This window comes from Streptomyces sp. 2-1, from assembly GCF_048564895.1.
Lineage (GTDB): Bacteria > Actinomycetota > Actinomycetes > Streptomycetales > Streptomycetaceae > Streptomyces > Streptomyces phaeochromogenes.
This window is the reverse complement of record NZ_CP183383.1, coordinates 3690123-3704827: the sequence shown is the minus strand read 5'-3', so window position 1 is coordinate 3704827 and position 14705 is coordinate 3690123. Positions and strand designations below refer to the sequence as shown.

The window sequence follows — 14705 nt, the reverse complement described above, 5'->3', positions numbered from 1 at the left end:
TGTTCTCCTCGGTATCAGGAGGCGCCCCTGTTGCCGCCCCTCACTCGTGCTCTCACCCATGCGTCGAACGAGGGACGCCGTTGTCGACACGCTGCCGCACTGATGTCGCGAGCGCTGTTTGGGGAGCGTTGTGCGGGCAACCCGGCTGGGGAAGCGGCCCACTGGGCCCAGAACCCGGAAGGCATTCCATGTCCACAGGCGTGATCATCCTTCTGATCGTGGTCGCGGTGGCTCTCGTGGCCGCCGTGGTCGCCCGGTCCGTGGCGGCCCGCGGGGCCGGCGGCGGGCGAGGTCTGAAGCGGCGCTTCGGGCCCGAGTACGACCGGGCCGTCGCCCGGCACGACGGCGACGCCAAGGCCGCCGAGCGCGAACTCGAAGAGCGGGTGAAGCGGCACGGGTCGCTGCGCGAGCAGCCGCTGGAGTCCTCTGCGCGGGAGCGGTACCTGGTCCGCTGGACCGCGGTCCAGGAGCAGTTCGTCGACTCGCCGCGCGACGCGGTCGTCGAGGCGGACCGGCTGATCGCCGAGGTGGCCGGTGCCCGCGGGTTCCCGGACGGTGCCGGTTTCGACGAGCAGCTCGACGCGCTCTCCGTGCACCACGCCCACCACGTCCACGGCTACCGCCGCGTCCACCGGGCCGCGCACGCACCCACGGCGGGCTCCGGCGCGGGCCCCGCGGCCGGTACGGAGGAACTGCGCGAGGCCCTGGTAGAGGCCCGCGCGCTCTTCCAGGACCTGACGGCCCCGGCCCGCGGGGACGAGAAGGCGCTGTCCCGGGGGAAGGCCGAGCCCCGGGAGAAGACCGAGGAAGTGCCCGCGACCACCCGAACCGACACTGATACGGACACCAACACCGACAGCTCCCGCGGTCGCACACACGCGCCGTGGGCCCTCAACAGGCGCCATGTGAAGGGGAGTTGAGAGTCATGCCGGACGACAACACAACGGCCGCACCCCCGCCCCCACCGGAACGGCGCAACGACAGGCCGACACCCGCCGAACGACCCACGTCCGCCGACCGGCCGACGTCTCCCGACCGGACCGAGACACCGGACGGGACCGGGGCACCCGATCAGACCGAGCCCGCCGGGCGGACCGGGATACTCGGCCGGATCGCGGCTGCTGCGGGCCGGACCGAGAGCCCCGGGCGTGGCGAGACTGCCGGGCGGGCCGAGGGCGCCGGGCGTGCCGAGACACCGGACCGGACTGGGGCATCCGACCGGGCTGGGGTCCCTGATCTGACCGGGGCTCCCGGCCGCGCAGAGACTGCCGACCGGACCGGGACTCTTGGCCGGACCGAGACACCCAGCCAGGCTGAGGCTGCTCGGCGTACCGAGATGGCCGACCGGAGGAATTCTCCCGACGGGACCGAGGCACCTGACAGGGCCGAGGGCGTCAGGCGGGTCGAGACACCCGGCCAGACTGGTGCACCTGACCTGACGGGGGCGCCCGGCTGGGCCGAGGCTGCCGACCGGACCGGGACTCTTGGCCGGACCGAGACACCCAGTCAGGCTGAGGCTGTTCGCCGTACCGAGATGTCCGACCGGCCTGGGTCTGCTGACCGGGCTGGGGCACCCGACCGGGCCGAGGGCATCAGGCGCGCCGAGGCACCCGACCAGCCCGTCACCCCCGGCAGGGCCCCCGCTTCCGGCACAGGCTCAGCCACGCCCGCCCCATCAGGGGCGCGGGGAACTGCGCGGCCAGCTGAAGCCGACCCGCACAACACGGCTGGGGGAAGTTCAAGGGACCTCGAAAGCACACCCGTCCCAGGCACCCCACCCGCCACCCAGACCAAGTCGCCCCACGGAACCGGAGCCGGAGGCACAGGCGGACGCCTGATGTCTCCCGACACCGGCGAAAAGTGGTCCCTCCAACTCCAGCACGCGGTGGCCGGCTTCATCGACGGGCCCCGCGGGTCGGTCGAGGAGGCCGACAAGGTCCTGCAAGAGGTCGCGGCACGGTTCACCGACGCCGTGACCGAGCGTCGCCGCACGCTCCGTACGTCCTGGCAGACCACCGGCGAGGACAAGGCCGACACCGAACAACTCCGCCTGGCCCTACGGGACTACCGGGAACTGGCGGAACGGCTCCTGCGGCTCTGAACCCACAAGCCCCGGCGAACCACCGTCCCCCTCCCACGAACTCCCGTACGCCATAGGCAACTTGCGCAGCGAGGCCCTGCCCCGGGCCATGTGTCGGGGCAGGGCCTCACCCGTGCCCCGAAAGGGCGGCGCGGTCTCGACGAGGACGGGGAACGAGGACGGGGACGAAGAACGCGGACGGCCTCAGCCCGCGCGCCGCTCGTGCCACTCGCGGACGATCTCCTCGACGTCGTACGGCTTGAGGCCCAGCGGCGGGCCGGGCGGCGGCTTGAACATCATCTCGCGGATCTTCTTGTTGATCTCGGTGATGATCCGCCGTACCGCCTGCTCCGACGGCGCCTTCGCGGCCGCCTCAAGCGCGTCCTCGGCCTCCTTACGGAGGGCCAGCGTCGGCGGCAGTACGGTCAGGCCCTCGCGGATCATCTTCTGCTTGATCCACCACAGTTCGTCGTACGACGTATCGGGACCGCTCGTCAGCGGCTTGCCCATGCCGGGGAGATCGGCGAACTCCCCACGGGCCTCCGCGTCGCGGATCTGCTTGTCGACCCAGGACTCGAAGCTGACACCAGGAGGCTTGCGCTCGGTCATGCGTCCATTGTGCCGGAAGGTGTGCGAACCGTGCCGGGACGGACGGCGTGTATGCCCGCGCCGAGCCGCGCGCGACCGCGCCGAGCCGTGTACGGCAGCGCCAAGCCGTGCGCGACCGCCCCGAGCTGTGTGGGACTGCGCCGGACGGTCCGGGGCCGGGCGAATTATCATTCGGCGGCGACACCTCGCCGGGGCGTCAACCGCGTCCTGGCGCGGGACAATTGGAACGCGGGAACGCGCGGGAACGAAGGAGCACACGTGCTCGAACTCACCATGGCCACGGTGTCCGGTACGGAAGCCGGCGCGACGGCCGGTATGCAGATGGCCGACGCGCCGAGCGAGCCGGGTGCCGTGCTGCGGGTGGGGCGGGACCGGGGCGTGTGCCGCCTCGCGACGCCCGACGACTGGCTGTTCGTCTCGCGGGTGCACCTGGAGTTCCTGTGCGGGCCCGAGGGAAGCTGGCAGGTGACCTGGCTGCGGGGCTCGCACGACGACCCCTCGTCCGAGGTGCGGTTCACCCTGGTCGGCGGGGCCGCCCCGCAGATCCTGCCGTACGGCGGGACGGCCAAACTGCCCCTCGGCGGTTCCGGCGAACTGATCATCTACGACCGCACGGGACCCCGCAGCGTCAACGTGGGCTTCTACCACGAGGCCTGAGGCATGAGGGCCTGACCTGCAAGGGCGAGGGCTCGTAGCGGTCCGGGGGAGGGGTTACGGCAGTACGCGCGCCAGCGCGAACCCGTCGTACCCCTTCGAGCCCACCGTCTGGATCGCCGTGGCGGTCAGTTTCGGGTGGGTGGCGAACAGGTCGAGGGCCTCGCGGGTGCCCCGCACGCTCGGGTCGTCGCTGGTGGGGTCGGTGACGGCGCCGCCGCGGACGACGTTGTCGAGGATGATCAGGCTGCCGGGGCGGGTGAGCTTGACGGCCCACTCCACATAGCGGGGGTTGTTGACCTTGTCCGCGTCGATGAAGACCAGGTCGAAGGGGGCCGTGTTCCCGTCGCCCTCGTCGGCCAGCTTCGTCAGGGAGTCGAGCGCGGGGCCCACCCGGACCTCGGTGATCTTGTCCAGGCCGGCCCGGGCGAGGTTGCGGCGGGCCACCTCGGCGTGTCGTTCGCTGTACTCCAGCGTGATCAGATGGCCGTCCTGCGGGAGGGCGCGGGCCAGCCAGATGGTGCTGTAGCCGCCGAGGGTGCCGATCTCCAGGATGCGGGTCGCGCCCTGGATCACGGCGAGGAGATGCAGCAGCTTGCCCTGCGGCGGGGCGACGTTGATGTGGGGCAGCCCGGCGGCGTCGCTGTCGTTCAGCGCGTCGGTCAGGGCGTCGTCCGGCGGGGCGAGGAGGCCGGTGAAGTAGTCGTCCACGTCCTGCCAGAGCTGCGGCTCGGTCATACGGTATGCCCTTCGTCTGTCTAGTTAGGTGCGCTAACTAGTTCCGTCGCCGAATATAGCCGGTTACCGGCAGGTTGGGTGGTTGTATTCCCTCACGGCGACTCACGTAGGTCTCACGGCGACTCACGTAGGTCTCAAGGCGACTCGCGGAGGTCTCGTGGCGACTTGCGAGGGAGCCTCACCGGCCGTACAACACCTCCATCCGGACAAAAGGCTGAAGGACGTCAGGTGAAGAGGGGGTTGCCTGCGTCTCACGGCGGGGGGAGTGCGAGCCTCTTAGGATTCGAACAGGAAACAGACGCACCCAGACCCATGGGACACCGGGGACGAACGGGGCGGGAGGGCCAACGGCGCGTGGCGAATGTTGAGCACGGTGGGCGACCAGGGGATGCCTTCGGGACGGCGGCACCCGGAGCGGCGAAGGCACGGCTGGGACTGGTCCGCGCGGGCCTCTGGCTGATCGCCGCGGTCCTGGCCGTACGGCAGGTCGCCGTCGTCCTGAGCACGCCGAAAGGCGAACGGCTGACGGACCTGGAGACCTGGGTCGGACCCAACGGCGTGCTCCATGTGAAGGGTTCGCTGTACGACTCGACCCAGTTCACGGGCACCCCGTTCGCCGGGCTCGTCCTCAAGCCACTCACCCGTTCGGCAGAACAGGCCCTCGGCTGGGGCTGGACCTTCGGCACACTGCTGCTCGTCGCCGCCCTCGGTCTGGTCGCCGCGCGCGCCCTGCCCCAGCCCGTGAGCCGCCGTACGGCCCTGCTCGCCGCGCCCGTCGCGATCAGCCTGCTGATGCTGTCGCTGCCCGTGCGCAACACGCTCTACCTCGGCCAGACCAGCATCATTCCCGTTCTCCTCGTGCTCCTCGGCTGTTTTGCCGTGCGCGGGGAACGGTCGAGCGGGGTGTTGATCGGCCTCGCGGCGGCCCTCCAGCCGACCGTCCTCCTCTTCGCGCCGCTCCTCTGGTTCACCGGCCGCCGCAGGGCCGCCGCCTCCACCGGCATCACCTTCGCCGCGGGCACCGCGCTCGCGTGGGCGGCGATGCCGCACGACTCGTACACGTACTGGGTCCACCACCTGGCCGGAGTCGGGCTCGGGCGGCCCGCGGACGACCTCGCCAACCAGTCGCTGCACGGCGCGCTGCTGCGGCTCGGCCTCGAAGGGCCGCTGGAGATCGGGCTGTTCCTGTCGCTGGGTGCGGCCGTCGCCGTCCTGGGCCTGCGCCGCGCCGTGCGCTACGCCCGCGACGGGCAGTTGCTGCTCGCGGTCGCGGTCACCGGCTGTGTCGCCGTCGCCGTGTCGCCCACCACCTGGCAGCACCAACTGCTGTGGGTGCTGCTCGCGCTGGTCGGCCGGGTCGGCAAGAAGGCCGGCGACCGGTACGTGTGGCCCGTCGCCGTCATCCTCGTGATGACACTCCCCGCGAAGATGATGCTGCCGAACATGGCGGCCCTCTACCCGCTGCGTGACAACGTCGTCCTGCTCGCTGCCCTCGCCGCCGCCACCGTGGTTCCGTTTCTGTCCCGCACGTCGGAGTACTACCGCTCGCCCATCCCGACCGAGTACGCGCAGCCGGTGCCCACGCGCTGGAAGCACGTACCCCTGCTGCCGTTCCTGCGCCGGGTCCTCACCCGTCCGAACCTGCTGCTCGAACTGCTGCTGATCCGCGTCGGCTACTCCGCGTACCAGCAGGTCAGGCTCGCGGCGACCGGCGGTACCAACGCGGGGGGCCGGGCCACCGCCGAGGAGCACGGCGAGCAGGTCCACGCGATCGAGAAGTTCCTGCAGATCGACGTCGAGCGCTGGGTCAACCACGCGGTGGTGGACGTGCCTTGGCTGCAGAGCTTCTTCGACTTCTACTACACGTCGTTCCACTTCGTGGTGCCGCTGAGCGTCCTCGGCATCCTCTACGTCCGCCGCCCCGCCGAGTACCGCTGGGCCCGCGCGGCCCTCGGCTTCGCCACGCTGTTCGCGCTCGTCGGCTTCTGGCTCTACCCGCTGGCCCCGCCGCGGCTGATGCCGGGCCTCGGCTTCATCGACACCGTGCACGGCGTGCAGGACTTCTCCCAGCCGGACTACGGGACGCTGACCGCGCTCACCAACCAGTACGCGGCGATGCCCTCGCTGCACTTCGGCTGGTCGCTGTGGTGCGGGCTCGTCATCGCGATCCTCGCCCCGAAGTGGTGGATGAAGGCCCTCGGCCTGCTGCACCCGCTGTTCACGGTCTCCGCGATCGTGGCGACCGCCAACCACTGGGTCCTGGACGCGGTGGGCGGCGCGGCCGTCGTCGGCGCGGGCTTCGCGCTGACCTACCTGCTCCAGGGACCGCGCCCGCGGCCACTCGCCAAACCGGCGGCGGAGGGGGCTCAGACCGCGGAGGTCAGCATCGCGGAGCCGGTCCCGGCGAAGGGCCGTACCCCGAACTGATCCGGTACTCGCCCGGCTCGGTCACCGTCAGACGCGTGAACTCGCCCGCCTTCTCCAGGCAGCCGCCCTCGGCGTACAGCCAGGGCGAGAAGGCGACGCGCACGGTCACCGAGCCGGCCCGCGGGACGTGCACGAGGACCGCGGCGCTGTCGGCCCGCACGACGGTGGCGGGCTTCGACACCAGCGGCACCGCCCCGCGCACGCGGTAGACCCGCCAGTTCACGTCCCGCCACACCGGCTCAAGCCACTCGGTGCCGCGCGCGACCAGGCGTGCCTCGTCCTCCGCGAAACCATCCGGCTTCCCCGAGGGCAGCACGACGAAGCCGACCGCCCACCGGTCCAGCCATGCGCGGTAGGTGGTCTCGGAAAACGTTCCGTCGTAGAAGAGCCGGCCCCGCTCCATGTCCAGCTGCCGGTTCCAGCCGCGCGCCAGGTTCACGTGCGGGGCCAGTGCGGTGGCCTCGCGGTGGTTGCGGGCCGGGACCACCTCGACGCGCGTACGGTCGGCGCCGAGCCGGTCCAGGGCCTCTACGACGCTGGTGGTGTCGTGGGCCCAGGCCGGTACCACCGTCGACACCTGCAGATCGTCGACCGTCTTCTTGCCCACCCAGCCGATGGAGAAGACGAGGGCCATGGCGAGCGCCACCCGTCTCTGCTTGCTGCGTCTGCGGGGCGCCCCGGCCGGTGTCGAGGTGGCCGGTACCGCGAGCAGCGCGGCCAACAGGGCGGCGGGCGCGAACAGTTCCGCGAGCCGCTCCACGTTCGTGCCGACCGGGGAGGGGATCAGATACGTGAGAACCGTCCCGGCCGCGTACACGACGGCGCCCCACCGCAGCACCCGCCAGCCGCGCGGCGCGAGGGTCAGCACGACGAGGCCGATCACGACGGGCGGCCAGATCCGGGCCGCGGGCATCAACTGCTCGCCGGTGAACGGGAACAGCAGGGTCGTGGTGCCCACCACCACGACCGGCGGGACGATCAGCGTGGCGGCCCGCACCCGGTCCCGGACGAGCGCGTGGCCGGCGCCCGCCACCACCAGGAACAGCCCGGCCACCGGGCTCGCCATGGCCGCCAGCGCCGCGTACGCCACCGCGAGCGGCAGGCGGCGCTCCCGGGTCAGCAGCACGCAGGCCGCCAGCCCGAGCGCGACACCGAGGGCGAAGGTGGTCCGCCCGGACGCGACGTTGCACCAGAGCGCGAGCGAGGCGAGCAGCGCCGGGCCGAGCGGCCGGCGGATCCCCGTACGGACGATGAGGACCGAGGCCAGCCAGGCGGCGAGGAGCCCGGCCGCGACGGTGACGGTCCGCACGCCGAAGGCGGCCATCAGGTAGGGCGAGATCAGGCTGTAGTTGGCGGTGTGCATCCCGCCGTACCAGAACAGGCTGTACGCCGAACCGCCGTGCCGGGACGCGAAGTCGGCCCAGGCCTCCTGTGCCGCGAGATCACCGCCGCCGGTGGCGAGGAACAGCCACCACACCACGTACAGCGGCACGGTGGGCAGCGTGGCGAGGAGGGGGACGCGGTACCGCCTCCAAACCGGGCGGAGGTCCCGCTTCCGGGAGGTGGTCGCGCCCTCCGGCCGGACGAGTGACAGTTCGGCTGGGACCACGGCTCGGCTTTTCCGTTCGAAGTCTTCGAAGGTGTCAGTTGGCTGTGCCATCCGTGAAGACGCGTAACGGACCGGAAACGTTCAGTCGGATTCGGGCGCGGGGCAACCCGGTGGAAGCCTGTTGGCCCCGGGGGAGGCAGGGGCGGGGCGTAGGGGGGATGCCCCTGCCTCCCGCGTAGCGGGTCACCGGCGGCTCAACCGGCGCTGACCTGCAGTTCCTTGACGCCGTTGATCCAGGCCGAGCGCAGCCGGCGCGGGTCGCCGACCAGCCGGAGGCCGGGCATCGCGTCGGCGATCGCGTTGAAGATCAGGTCGATCTCCAGCGTGGCCAGCGACTTGCCGAGGCAGAAGTGCGGGCCGCCGCCCCCGAAGCCGAGGTGCGGATTGGGGTCGCGGGTGATGTCGAAGACCTCCGGTGAGTCGAAGACCTCCGGGTCGTTGTTGGCGGAGGAGTAGAAGATGCCGACGCGGTCGCCCTTCCTGATCTGCTTGCCGCCCAGTTCGGTGTCCTGGGTCGCCGTGCGCTGGAAGGAGACGACGGGTGTCGCCCAGCGGACGATCTCCTCGGCGGCGGTCGACGGGCGCTCCCGCTTGTAGAGATCCCACTGGTCGGCGTGGGTGAGGAAGGCGTGCATGCCGTGGGTGATGGCGTTACGGGTCGTCTCGTTGCCCGCGACGGCCAGCATCAGTACGAAGAAGCCGAACTCGTCCGAGCCGAGGTTGCCCTCGTCCTCGGCGGCGACCAGCGTGGTGACGATGTCCTTGGCCGGGCACTGCTTGCGGTCGGCGGCCATGTTCATCGCGTAGGCGAGGATCTCGGTGGCCGACTCCGCGCCGATCTCCTCGGTGATGGCGTACTCCGGGTCGTCGTACGCGATCATCTTGTTGGACCAGTCGAAGATCTTGGCGCGGTCAGCCTGCGGGATGCCGATCAGCTCGGCTATCGCCTGGAGGGGCAGTTCGCAGGCGACCTCGGTCACGAAGTCGAAGGAGCCGCCGGGGCCCGCGTTCTCCAGCGCGGTCTCGACGATCCGGCTCGCGCGGCCGCGCAGGTTCTCCTCCAGGGCGCGGATGGCCCGCGGGGTGAAGCCGCGCTGGACGATCTGGCGGACCCGGGTGTGCTCGGGCGGGTCCATGTTCAGCAGGATCAGCCGCTGGGCGTCGATCGCGTCGCGCTCCATGTGCTCGCCGAAGCGGATGATCGCGGTGTTGAGGGTGGAGGAGAACAACTCGGGGTGCGTGGATACGTACTTGACGTCGGCGTGCCGGGTGACGGCCCAGTAGCCCTCGTCCCCGAAACCGGCGAGATTGGGCGGCTGGGGGATCCAGCGGACCGGCTCGGTCCGACGCAGCTCGGCGAACTCCGGGAAGGGCACGCGGTGGTGCAGCACGTCGGGATCGGTGAAATCGAACCCGTCGGGCAGCGCTGGACAGGTCATCGGCAACTCCAGGTCGTGCGACGGTCGGGTTCTGGCAGTCGGCGTTCTGTCGTGTTCTGACGGTCCATCAGGTACCGGGAATTGCCGTGAAGGTAGTAACGGGTTCTACAAGTGGCAAGAGGCGCGACGACCCGAATTGCGTGCGGAAGTCGTGCAGATCGCGACTTCGGGAGCTGCACGACCCTTGCGGTGACGGACGCCGGGTCAGCAGACTGCAGACAGAACTAGAACGCGTACTAGTTCAGCGTGGCGGGTGGGCCGGGACGCCCGCGCCGCGCGGGTGACCCGAGGAGAGGAACTCCCCATGGCCGCGGAACCCGTGATCGTAGAAGCCGTGCGCACCCCCATCGGCAGGCGCGGCGGCGCGCTCGCCAACCTCCACCCCGCCTACCTGCTGGGCGAGACCTACCGAGAACTCCTCGGCCGTACGGGGATCCAGGCGGACTGCGTCGAGCAGGTCGTCGGCGGAGCCGTCACCCACGCCGGCGAGCAGTCCGGCAACCCCGCCCGTACGGCGTGGCTCGCGATGGGCCTGCCGTACGAGACGGCGGCGACGACCGTGAACGCGCAGTGCGGGTCCTCGCAGCAGGCCTCCCACATGGTCGCCAACATGGTCGCGGCGGGCGTCATCGACGTCGGGATCAGCTGCGGCGTCGAGGTCATGTCCCGAGTGCCGCTCGGGGCCGCCTCCAAGCACGGCCCGGGGAAGCCGACCCCGGACGAGTGGAACGTCGACCTGCCCAACCAGTTCGAGGCCGCCGAGCGGATCGCCCGCAATCGTGGGCTGACTCGCGAGAACGTCGACTCGCTGGGCCTCATCTCGCAGGAGCGGGCCGCGGCGGCATGGGCGGAGGAGCGCTTCAAGCGGGAGACGTTCGCCGTCCAGGTGCCCACGACCGAGGACGAGCAGCGCGCCGGGCAGGGCATGTGGCGCCTGGTCGACCGGGACGAGGGGCTGCGCGACACGTCGATGGAGGCGCTGGCCGGCCTGAAGCCGGTGATGCCGACGGCGGTCCACACGGCGGGCAACTCGTCACAGATCTCCGACGGGGCCTCTGCCCTGATGTGGGCGTCGAAGCGGATGGCCCGGGCGCTGAAGCTGCGCCCGCGGGCCCGGATCGTGGCTCAGGCCCTGGTGGGGTCGGACCCGCACTTCCACCTGGACGGCCCGATCGACGCCACGAAGGCGGTCCTCGGGAAGGCCGGGATGTCGCTCAAGGACATCGACGTCATCGAGGTCAACGAGGCCTTCGCGTCAGTGGTGTTGAGCTGGGCCCAGGTCTTCGAACAGGACCTGGAGAAGGTCAATGTGAATGGTGGCGCGATCGCACTCGGGCACCCCGTCGGGGCAACCGGGGCGCGGCTCATCACCACGGCACTCCATGAACTGGAGCGCAGGGACAAGGAGTTCGCCCTCATCACGATGTGCGCGGGCGGGGCGCTGGCGACCGGGACGATCATCCAGCGGTTGTAGCGGCCCAGTTGAGGAACGTGGTGAAGGCGGCGGGGTCGAGGGTGAGGGTTGGCCCCGCCGGGTTCTTCGAGTCGCGGATGGCGATAGTGGTGGGGGCTTCGGCGATTTCTACGCAGGAGCCGCCCTGGTCGCCGCTGTAGCTGGACTTACGCCACTGGATCCCGGTCGGAATCGCGTTGTTCCCCATAGCGTTCCTCCATCACTCGCCGGATCAGCTCCGCCGATTCATTCAGGGAGAGTGCGGCGGCCTGAAGATGATCGTAACGGAGTGAACAGTCCTTGACGGTGTCCGGGTTGGCGGTCGGATGTCCGCTCCCATAGCCCTCCGTGTAGACGATGGCCGGGTCGCTCGCGAAGCGGAAGAGGTCGAATGAGCCTTGCAGTCCCGCGTGCGCTCCGGCCGAGAATGGCAGCACCTGGATGTTGATCCGGGGGTTGCCCTTGAAGGCCAACAGATGCGTCAGTTGTCCCCGCATGGTTTCCGGGCCGCCCATGATCTGGTAGAGCGCGGCTTCGCTGAGGATCGCCCAGAAGACCGGCGGCTCCTTCTTCTCGAAGATGCGCTGACGGGCCAGCCGTACAGTGGTGCGGTCGTCGAGGTCACTCTGGTCCAGTGAGCCGAGCACGCCACGTGCGTACGCCTCGGTTTGAAGGAGGCCGTGTACCAGGTGCGTATGGAAGGTGCACATCTCAACTGCTCGTGCCTCCAACTCCGCCACCTGCTGGAACCACGCGGGTTGCTGACTGCGCATGACCAGGTCGATGAGCCTGGACAGCAACCCACCCGTCCCCAGCGCCGCGTCCACCCGTTCGCTGAACTCCTGCGTGGGCAGCTTGCGGGCCGTTTCGATCTGGCCGACCAGTGAGCCCGTGTAGTTGACGATGTCGCCGAGCTGCTTCTGGGTGAGTTCGGCGGCCTCGCGATGCCGTCGCAACTCGAACCCGTAGTAGTCGAGCGGCGATGCGCCCGGGTCGAGAACGTTGATGTGGGTCACGTACGGACCTCTCTCGCACGATGTGCAACTCGGCCCACCACCGGACCAGTTGTATCCGTTCTGTAGCCGAGGGTAGTCAAGCGAGGTCAGCCTTGTGGGGTGAACTACATCATTCCCCCCACCCTCTCGGGCCCCCGCACCACCCAGTACCGCATGCGCCTCACCGTCGGCGAGCACTCGCCGCAGTACGTCCGCCGGATTGTCCGGTCGTACCTGCGCGAGTGGGAGATGGCCGAGCTGACCGATGCCGTGGAGCTGGGCGTGACCGAGCTGCTCGCCAACGTCGTGCGCCATGTCCCGGACCGGCGCTGTGAGTTCCTGCTGCTGAGGCAGGTGGCGGGGGTTCGGGTGGAGGTCATGGACGGATGCCCCCGCCTGCCGTCCATTCCGGCCGAGTTGTCGCTGGAGGCGGAGGGCGGTCGCGGGCTCGTGCTGCTCGACGCGGTGGCCGACAAGTGGGGAGTCGATCCCCTGTCCGGCGGCGGGAAGAGCGTGTGGTTCGAGTGTGAGGGTGGTTGTCGGGCGCAGTAACTCCGCGTCGCTGTAGGGGTGTTGACGCCTGGCTTCGGGGTGGTCGACTTCTCGGGTACCGGAGAACGCCATGCCGTGTTCATAGTTGCGTCATGGGAAGTCTGCCGCTCCCCTCGATTCTCGCGCTCATGACATCTCGAAGAACCTCGCTGAGACTGGGCCTGTCCATGGGGCTCTCCGCCCTCCTGCTGGCCGTCGCGGGTGCCCTCACCCCCGCGGCGGCGGCGACCAACTGGTCGTACTTCAACGACTTCGGACAGCCCTGTCTCCGCTCGTCGACCGCGAGCACCAACGTCTGGGTGAGCACCAGTTGTCCGGACAACAGCTCCGTCTGGTGGCACTGGGGCACGGAGTCGAACCAGTGGGGCGGCCACACGATGCGCCGACTGGTGAGCAACGCCAACGGTGGTTGCCTCACCACGGATGTCGGGGCCGAGACGAACGCTGTTCGGACGGAGCCTTGTGGCAACCGTTCCGGACAGTTCTGGACCGCCGACGGCGACTACTTCCAGAACCAGAACGGGAACTACCTCCGTACCTCTCCGAGCGGTGACGGCGTCTACACCAGCCCCTGGAGCGTGATCGCGGACTACAACATCGACATCACGCGGTTCGTCTGGTGGGGCTTCAACGGCAGCGACTGGGACTGACGCGTCCGGCCCGGGGATCGGGGGCCGCCGTCTTCGCCATGGGCGCCGGAGGAGGAGCTGGTGGCGGTGACGTTCCAGCCGCTCCAGTGCTCGACGATCTTGCCGTCCTCACTCCCGCCCCGAAGCCATGACCGCCAGCACCCCCACCACCCCCGCCGCGACCAGCAACGGAATGGCCAGGCCGTGGTTCAGCACCAGCCACGCGCCGAGCAGGGCGCCCGCGAGCATCGCGATCACCGATGCCGTGCGGCGGGGGGAGTGGTGGGCGGTGCCGCCCGCGGCGCGGGAGTCGCTTGCGAGGCCGGTCAGGGTCATTGTCAGGACGGTGGTCGTCAGGTCGGGGACGCCCAGTTTGCGTACGGTCGCGTTGCGCAGGCCCATCGCGAAGGCCGTCACCGCGATGAGGGTGTAGACGGTTGCGGTCGCGTCGGGTGCGGCGAAGGCGACCGCGGAGGCCGCACCGACCAGTACCGCCTCGGCGGCCAGCGTGAGGCGGGCCCAGGTCCGGCGGGAGCCCTTGCCCAGGCGTACCGCGACGCGTCCGCCCGCCGCCGCGCCCACCAGGAAGGCGCCCAGTGACGTCAGCGTGTGCGACACCGAGAAGCCGGGGGCGCCGGCGGCGGCGAAGCCCAGCACGACCACGTTGCCGGTCATGTTCGCCGTGAAGACGTGCTCGAGGCCGAGATAGCTCACCGCGTCGATCAGCCCGCTGACCACGGTCAGGGCCAGCAGAACGACGACCAGCCGCAGGCCGCGTGCCTCGGGATCGGGGCCGGGAGCGGGGCCGGTGTCGGGGGTCCGCGTGGGCTCGGGGCCGCCTGTCTCCTCTGTCTCTTCGGCGCTCATGAGGGCCTCCGGTCGGCGCGGGTGGGCTCGGTGTTCGCAAGTTCACCACGGGCGGCCGTCGGGATTCCGGATGTGCCCCGCCGGAACATGACGAAGGCGGCGGCCCCGGGGATCGGGGGCCGCCGCCTTCGCGTACGGGGGTGTCATGCGCGGTGCCTGGTGGGCGCCGTCCGGCCGGTCAGTACCAGCCGTTGGCCTGCCAGAAGTTCCAGGCGCCGGTCGGGCTGCCGTAGCGGTCGTTCATGTAGTCGAGGCCCCACTTGATCTGGGTCTTCGGGTTCGTCTTCCAGTCGGAACCGGCCGAGGCCATCTTCGAGGCCGGCAGGGCCTGGACCAGGCCGTAGGCGCCGGACGAGGAGTTGGTGGCGGTGACGTTCCAGCCGCTCTCGTGCTCGACGATCTTGCTGAACGCCTTGTACTGCGAGTCGTTCGGGATCATCTTCTGCGCGATCGCCTTGGCCGAGGTGGGGGAAGCCTTCGCGGGGGCCGCGGCCTGAGCGGGGCCCGCCGCGAACACCATGCCGGCGGTGGCAGCGGCCACGGCGGCACCGGTGAGGGCCTTCTTCGGAGTGGCGATGCGGCGGATGCGGGTGGAGATGGACACAGAGAACCTTTTCCTTCGGGGACATGGCGGTCGCTCGTACGCCGTGACC

The 14705-nt window shown here is 70.3% G+C and carries 15 protein-coding genes; 7 read left to right on the top strand and 8 right to left on the bottom strand.

Going from position 1 to position 14705, the window contains the following annotated elements; genetic code table 11:
- Positions 1-188 precede the first annotated feature (188 nt).
- Both ACN20J_RS16380 and ACN20J_RS16375 read left to right on the top strand, forming a co-directional pair.
- Entirely contained in the window at positions 189-920 is a 732-nt protein-coding gene (locus tag ACN20J_RS16380; RefSeq protein ID WP_419666188.1) for a hypothetical protein, read from the top strand.
- A 917-nt stretch (positions 921-1837) separates the two neighbouring features.
- Positions 1838-2101, top strand: coding sequence for a hypothetical protein (locus ACN20J_RS16375; protein WP_055617235.1), 264 nt, complete (start codon positions 1838-1840; stop codon positions 2099-2101).
- A 183-nt stretch (positions 2102-2284) separates the two neighbouring features.
- Here the strand turns inward: ACN20J_RS16375 and ACN20J_RS16370 are convergent, their stop codons facing one another.
- A complete protein-coding gene (locus tag ACN20J_RS16370) occupies positions 2285-2689 on the bottom strand; it encodes a DUF1992 domain-containing protein (protein ID WP_419666187.1) in 405 nt (134 codons plus the stop codon).
- Between the two features lie 258 nt (positions 2690-2947).
- On the opposite strand from ACN20J_RS16370, the gene ACN20J_RS16365 reads away from it, so the two are divergent.
- Complete coding sequence (locus ACN20J_RS16365; RefSeq protein WP_189838110.1) at positions 2948-3346, top strand: hypothetical protein; 399 nt, start codon at positions 2948-2950, stop codon at positions 3344-3346.
- A gap of 54 nt (positions 3347-3400) precedes the next feature.
- On the opposite strand, the gene ACN20J_RS16360 is transcribed toward ACN20J_RS16365, so the two are convergent.
- A complete protein-coding gene (locus ACN20J_RS16360; protein WP_419666186.1) occupies positions 3401-4081 on the bottom strand; it encodes an O-methyltransferase in 681 nt (226 codons plus the stop codon).
- Between the two features lie 354 nt (positions 4082-4435).
- Between ACN20J_RS16360 and ACN20J_RS16355 the strand changes: the two genes are divergently transcribed.
- Positions 4436-6508: a bifunctional glycosyltransferase 87/phosphatase PAP2 family protein gene (locus ACN20J_RS16355; protein ID WP_419666185.1), complete on the top strand. Its 2073-nt coding sequence runs from the start codon at positions 4436-4438 to the stop codon at positions 6506-6508.
- On the opposite strand, the gene ACN20J_RS16350 is transcribed toward ACN20J_RS16355, so the two are convergent.
- Positions 6462-8168: a hypothetical protein gene (locus tag ACN20J_RS16350; protein WP_246575014.1), complete on the bottom strand. Its 1707-nt coding sequence runs from the start codon at positions 8166-8168 to the stop codon at positions 6462-6464. The two genes, ACN20J_RS16355 and ACN20J_RS16350, sit on opposite strands and share 47 nt — an antisense overlap.
- Positions 8169-8311: 143 nt before the next feature.
- Entirely contained in the window at positions 8312-9556 is a 1245-nt protein-coding gene (locus ACN20J_RS16345; RefSeq protein WP_419666184.1) for a cytochrome P450, read from the bottom strand.
- Positions 9557-9860: 304 nt separating this feature from the next.
- On the opposite strand from ACN20J_RS16345, the gene ACN20J_RS16340 reads away from it, so the two are divergent.
- Positions 9861-11030, top strand: coding sequence for a steroid 3-ketoacyl-CoA thiolase (locus ACN20J_RS16340; RefSeq protein ID WP_189838115.1), 1170 nt, complete (start codon positions 9861-9863; stop codon positions 11028-11030).
- Here the strand turns inward: ACN20J_RS16340 and ACN20J_RS16335 are convergent.
- Together ACN20J_RS16335 and ACN20J_RS16330 are read right to left on the bottom strand one after the other, a co-directional pair.
- Positions 11014-11217, bottom strand: a complete 204-nt coding sequence (locus tag ACN20J_RS16335) for a DUF397 domain-containing protein (RefSeq protein ID WP_419666183.1) — start codon at positions 11215-11217, stop codon at positions 11014-11016. The genes ACN20J_RS16340 and ACN20J_RS16335 overlap by 17 nt on opposite strands.
- Positions 11177-12025 (bottom strand): helix-turn-helix domain-containing protein, encoded by an 849-nt coding sequence (locus tag ACN20J_RS16330; protein WP_361895665.1) that lies wholly within the window; start codon positions 12023-12025, stop codon positions 11177-11179. The genes ACN20J_RS16335 and ACN20J_RS16330 overlap by 41 nt, the downstream gene beginning before the upstream one ends.
- A gap of 153 nt (positions 12026-12178) precedes the next feature.
- Here ACN20J_RS16330 and ACN20J_RS16325 point away from each other — a divergent pair, with 153 nt between their 5' ends.
- Positions 12179-12556, top strand: coding sequence for an ATP-binding protein (locus ACN20J_RS16325; protein WP_190228280.1), 378 nt, complete (start codon positions 12179-12181; stop codon positions 12554-12556).
- 128 nt (positions 12557-12684) lie between these two features.
- Positions 12685-13206 (top strand): hypothetical protein, encoded by a 522-nt coding sequence (locus ACN20J_RS16320; protein ID WP_189838118.1) that lies wholly within the window; start codon positions 12685-12687, stop codon positions 13204-13206.
- A gap of 108 nt (positions 13207-13314) precedes the next feature.
- Here the strand turns inward: ACN20J_RS16320 and ACN20J_RS16315 are convergent, their stop codons facing one another.
- Both ACN20J_RS16315 and ACN20J_RS16310 read right to left on the bottom strand, forming a co-directional pair.
- Complete coding sequence (locus ACN20J_RS16315; protein WP_419666182.1) at positions 13315-14052, bottom strand: YoaK family protein; 738 nt, start codon at positions 14050-14052, stop codon at positions 13315-13317.
- A gap of 178 nt (positions 14053-14230) precedes the next feature.
- Complete coding sequence (locus ACN20J_RS16310) at positions 14231-14656, bottom strand: transglycosylase SLT domain-containing protein (protein ID WP_055618274.1); 426 nt, start codon at positions 14654-14656, stop codon at positions 14231-14233.
- Positions 14657-14705: the final 49 nt, after the last annotated feature.

Coding starts and splice junctions, on each gene's coding strand:
- ACN20J_RS16380 (WP_419666188.1), top strand. CDS start 189: ATGTCCACAGGCGTGATCATCCTTCTGATCGTGGTCGCGGTGGCTCTC.
- ACN20J_RS16375 (WP_055617235.1), top strand. CDS start 1,838: ATGTCTCCCGACACCGGCGAAAAGTGGTCCCTCCAACTCCAGCACGCG.
- ACN20J_RS16370 (WP_419666187.1), bottom strand. CDS start 2,689: ATGACCGAGCGCAAGCCTCCTGGTGTCAGCTTCGAGTCCTGGGTCGAC.
- ACN20J_RS16360 (WP_419666186.1), bottom strand. CDS start 4,081: ATGACCGAGCCGCAGCTCTGGCAGGACGTGGACGACTACTTCACCGGC.
- ACN20J_RS16350 (WP_246575014.1), bottom strand. CDS start 8,168: ATGGCACAGCCAACTGACACCTTCGAAGACTTCGAACGGAAAAGCCGA.
- ACN20J_RS16345 (WP_419666184.1), bottom strand. CDS start 9,556: ATGACCTGTCCAGCGCTGCCCGACGGGTTCGATTTCACCGATCCCGAC.
- ACN20J_RS16340 (WP_189838115.1), top strand. CDS start 9,861: ATGGCCGCGGAACCCGTGATCGTAGAAGCCGTGCGCACCCCCATCGGC.
- ACN20J_RS16335 (WP_419666183.1), bottom strand. CDS start 11,217: ATGGGGAACAACGCGATTCCGACCGGGATCCAGTGGCGTAAGTCCAGC.
- ACN20J_RS16325 (WP_190228280.1), top strand. CDS start 12,179: ATGCGCCTCACCGTCGGCGAGCACTCGCCGCAGTACGTCCGCCGGATT.
- ACN20J_RS16320 (WP_189838118.1), top strand. CDS start 12,685: ATGACATCTCGAAGAACCTCGCTGAGACTGGGCCTGTCCATGGGGCTC.
- ACN20J_RS16315 (WP_419666182.1), bottom strand. CDS start 14,052: ATGAGCGCCGAAGAGACAGAGGAGACAGGCGGCCCCGAGCCCACGCGG.